3 protein-coding genes and 1 pseudogene are annotated in these 3,843 nt (G+C 59.3%); 3 read left to right on the top strand and 1 reads right to left on the bottom strand.

What is annotated here, in order from left to right; all coding sequences use genetic code 11:
* Window positions 1–108: 108 nt before the first annotated feature.
* Entirely contained in the window at window positions 109–855 is a 747-nt protein-coding gene (modA, locus tag Q1K49_RS11630) for a molybdate ABC transporter substrate-binding protein (protein ID WP_213694281.1), read from the bottom strand.
* Window positions 856–1,107: 252 nt separating this feature from the next.
* Between modA and Q1K49_RS11625 the strand changes: the two genes are divergently transcribed.
* The 3 genes and pseudogenes from Q1K49_RS11625 to Q1K49_RS11615 all read left to right on the top strand — a co-directional run bounded on the left by Q1K49_RS11625 (window position 1,108) and on the right by Q1K49_RS11615 (window position 3,745).
* On the top strand, window positions 1,108–1,740 hold the full coding sequence (locus Q1K49_RS11625) for a protease inhibitor I42 family protein (protein WP_300526163.1): 633 nt from the start codon (window positions 1,108–1,110) through the stop codon (window positions 1,738–1,740).
* Window positions 1,741–2,062: 322 nt separating this feature from the next.
* Window positions 2,063–3,571: pseudogene (locus Q1K49_RS11620) on the top strand (lectin like domain-containing protein); the annotation flags it as partial.
* Complete coding sequence (locus Q1K49_RS11615) at window positions 3,548–3,745, top strand: Synerg-CTERM sorting domain-containing protein (protein ID WP_300526164.1); 198 nt, start codon at window positions 3,548–3,550, stop codon at window positions 3,743–3,745. The pseudogene Q1K49_RS11620 and the gene Q1K49_RS11615, both read left to right, overlap by 24 nt.
* Window positions 3,746–3,843 lie beyond the last annotated feature (98 nt).

Raw genomic sequence — 3,843 nt, 5'->3', positions numbered from 1 at the left:
CTGGAGAGAAGCCACCCCAGAGCAGTTCCTGCCAGGAAAAGAAGAGGCAGAACCACGGCGAGAATCTGCAGGCTCAGGCGAAGGGCGGATACCATGAGAGAGTCTTGTTTATTCCCGGGCCGGATCGAAGCCCGCCTTTTCCCACAGGGGAGCGGCCTCGGAAGAGCGGAGCCAGCGCCAGAACTCCGCGGTGACGTCCGTGGCAGTATTCTTCACGAGCCCTCCGAAATAGCGCGCCGGAGGCGAGGAAACCCGCACGAATCCACCACCCAGCTCCTGTGCCGTCCCCAAGGCGACAAAAGCCAAATCAGCCCCTCCACTCTTCACCGCCAGAGCTGTTTTCAGGATATCCCCGGCGATGACGAGCCGTTTCTCCTGCTCCAGAACCTGGAACATTCCCTCGCGGATAAGCCATTCCTTCGCCAGTTCTCCGAGGGGGGCCGCCGCCGGATCCGCGATGGCCACCTTCATCGTGGATTCTTTCAGCATCTCCACTGTCGGTGCACTTTCTTTGGCCCACCAGAGTACCAGGGGCGATTCTGCGTAGGGGTGGACGTCCGTGAGCAACCCCTTCGACTCGAGGTGCCGCGCCCATTTCTCGTTGGCGCTGAGGAAGAGAGTGAAAGGCGCTCCCGCTTCGATCTGGGCGGCGAGTTTTCCCGAGGCTCCGTTGACGAGCGTAAGGCGATTTCCCGTGGTGGAGGAAAATTGTTCGGCGAGTTTTTCCATCGTCGGTCCCAGGCTTGCTGCCACCGCCACGGATTCTTCCGCAGCGACGGACATTGAAGCGCACAGAGAAAGGCCGAGGCAAAGAACGAGAATCTGGACAAGACGCTGATCTCGCAGGTACCGCATAAAAATCCCCTCCTTCGAATATGCAATCTTGTTGCATTTCATGCAGTATAACAGTGTCGGATATGTTTTTCCATTCTGTCCATCCGGTCGAATTCGGCCAAAAAGGCCGGCAGCTTCTTCACAAAGGCCTTTACCAGAACGTGGACGCTGAAAAGGGTTCTTCCGGGAGGAACGATGTCCTGTGATGCGATGTGCTACAATGCTTGACGAAGTAAGAGGCAATCAGGCGATCTGGAAAGGAGGCCGGGAGAGATGAGAGGAACTGGAAGAAGGTTGCTTTTGTGCGCAATGGTATTGGGGGTGGTATTGTGGCTCTGTGAGGGAGCGGGCACGGCCGGGGCATCTCAGGCAGTGCTTGAGGGGCGTGTGGTGGATTCCTTCCGCACTCCGGTTGTGGGAGTGCAGGTCCATGTATGGGACGGGCGGGCGACGCACACGGCCGTTACCAATGCCGAAGGGATGTTTTCCCTGGTGGGATTGACCATGGACCGGGATCTCTCGGTACGCTGGGTGCGCAAGGGGCAGCGGGATGTCCGCCTCGATGGGGTGCGTCTCCGGAAAGAGGGTGCCACGGTCCTGAATCTTTCCTACGGGGACACTCGCGTTGGCGGAGACGTGGTGGTGCGTCTCGCCTCGAACCCCTCTACGGGGTACGGGTGGACCGTATTTCAATCCAGTGACCCGAAGGTAGCGGTTCTCTCGGGGAGTCTTTTCGAACCGCCAGGTGATCCTTCCAATCGGGGACGTGCGGGAGCCTCGGGTTCGGCACTCTGGATTTTTCATGCCGTCGGAAAGGGAGCGAGCACGATGGTCTTCCGTTACGCACGTTCCTGGGAGGACCTCCCGCCCCTTCGGACGCACGTCTACGCGCTCACCGTAAAATAGGAAAGGCGGGTGCTCTTTTCAGGGCAAACGTCTTCTTTCCCGGTAAATCCGTGGAAAAGTAAAGAGGCAAACTTTGAAGAAAAAACTCGTGGGTTTCCTTCGGGCAGAGGACGTCATTACGGCAGGGAAGTGAGGTGGTCTGAAGAAGGAGAGAGTATCGCGTGAAACGGAACGTTCCCCGTTGTGCCTGCTTCCCGCAGATGTTTCCGGTGATACTTCGACAACGGTTTCTAGTGCGAAGCAGGGGTTTCTCGGCGTGGTGTCGATCACCGGTCATCCGGAAACGAGTGGCCGGGGTGAAAAAGGAAAGGAAGTGTTGTCCATGTCTGCCTGCGGTAAAACACGATGTGCCCGTGTTCTTATTCTTCTGGGGGTTCTGATTCTTGCCTTTGTAGCTCCGGTTTTTGCGGATGCGGGCAGGGTGGCTCCGCTGAATCCCGACTATCTTGCGTACCGGCAGCAGGTGGCTGCCGGTGCCTTGCTGAAGGCCCGGACGGAAAGCGGTTATCCGCTCGGATATCGCCCGGCGCCGGGCGATCTTTCCCATATCGATCCCTCGACCATTGTGTTTCCGGGGCTTCACGTGAAGGCCATCCCCGCCGCCTACGATTTGCGCACCTACGGATACGTCACGGCGGTACGGGATCAGAACCCTTACGGCACGTGCTGGGCTTTCGGAACAATGGCGTCTCTGGAGTCCACGTTCAAAAAAGCCATGGGGGACGTGGAGGATTTCTCCGAGTGGCATCTCGCCTATTTCGTGTACCAGGATGAGAGCGCCTCCAAGCCGTCTTTCACATAGAATTCCGTTGATGTCGACGAAGACCCGATTTTCGATCAGGGAGGCAATGTGACACAAGCCACGGCGCTCCTCGCCCGGTGGTCCGGCGCGGTGGACGAGGCGGACCGCCCCTATCAGAACGTCAAACCCTGGCTTGAAGCGAGTCGCCCCAAGGCGACGGACCCCGTGGCGAAACATCTGGAGCAGGTGTATTACCTCGGTGCCACCTTCGATGCGACGACGGTGAAGAACGCCATCCTCACCTACGGTGCCGTGGCCGTCCGCATCGTCTGGAACGACGCGGCATTCAACGCTACAACAAACGCCTATTACAACGCCCCCGGAACCGGAGGCGGGCATATCGTGGCCATCGTCGGCTGGGACGATGCCTACGCGGCGACGAACTTCGGCACCGATCCTGGCTCCAATGGTGCGTGGATCGTGAAGAACAGCTGGGGCACGAGCTGGGGTGCATCGGGGTACTTCTATCTTTCGTATGCGGAGCCCACTCTGGGGTACCCTGCGGTCTTTGTCGGCGCGGACAAGACGAATTTCGACAGGATCTACGATTATGACTCATTGGGCCGGGTCACGGGGTATGGATATACCAGCACGACGGGCTGGTTCGCCAATGTCTTCACCTCCCAGGGGAGTTCGTTGGGAACCTCTGCGGCGACCCAGGAGGTGTTGAAGGCCGTGGCCTTCTATGCCTGGTCGGCGAATGCGACATTCCGCGTCGAGATCTGGACGGGTGGTGCTGCGGGTAACCCCATGAGCGGAACGCGGCAACTGGTGCATACGGGCACGCTCGAAGTTCCCGGGTATCACACGGTGAGACTGCCCCAGGACGTGGTGCTTCCGACGGGGACGCGCTTCGCCGTGGTGGTGGAACTGACCACGCCGGGGTATAATTTCCCCATTCCCATCGAGAACCCCGAAGTCGGCTACAGCGACAAGGCGTCGGCTTTGGCGGACCAGAGCTACATCAGCGCTGCAGGAACGACCTGGACGGACATGACGACGGCCATGGCGAACACGAACGTCTGTCTCAAGGCCTTCACGACTTTCGAGGATGTGCCGATCACGCCGACGGTGACGGGTACCATCACGCCTACCCTTTCTCCCACCCATGGCGGAAGCGGTGGTGGCGGTGGATGTGACATGGGCATGGCCCCGGGCTTGGTGCTGCTTCTTCTCCCGGTGGCGCTGTTCCTGAAAAAATGATCCGGTAGGAGTTGTGCGAGGGAGTTCCCGGGGAGCCGTCCTCAGAGAGTTCAAGGAAATTTCCGAAGCGCTCCGCGCGCAGGAACAGAAGAGGGCCC

The organism is Aminiphilus sp., from assembly GCF_029975095.1.
Taxonomy (GTDB): Bacteria; Synergistota; Synergistia; order Synergistales; family Aminiphilaceae; genus Aminiphilus.
The sequence above is the reverse complement of the archived record's forward strand: the minus strand, read 5'-3'. Positions and strand labels throughout refer to the sequence as shown.

Excerpts from the sequence above, each read along its gene's own strand:
- modA (WP_213694281.1), bottom strand. The coding sequence starts at position 855 with ATGCGGTACCTGCGAGATCAGCGTCTTGTCCAGATTCTCGTTCTTTGC.
- Q1K49_RS11625 (WP_300526163.1), top strand. The coding sequence starts at position 1,108 with ATGAGAGGAACTGGAAGAAGGTTGCTTTTGTGCGCAATGGTATTGGGG.
- Q1K49_RS11615 (WP_300526164.1), top strand. The coding sequence starts at position 3,548 with ATGGCGAACACGAACGTCTGTCTCAAGGCCTTCACGACTTTCGAGGAT.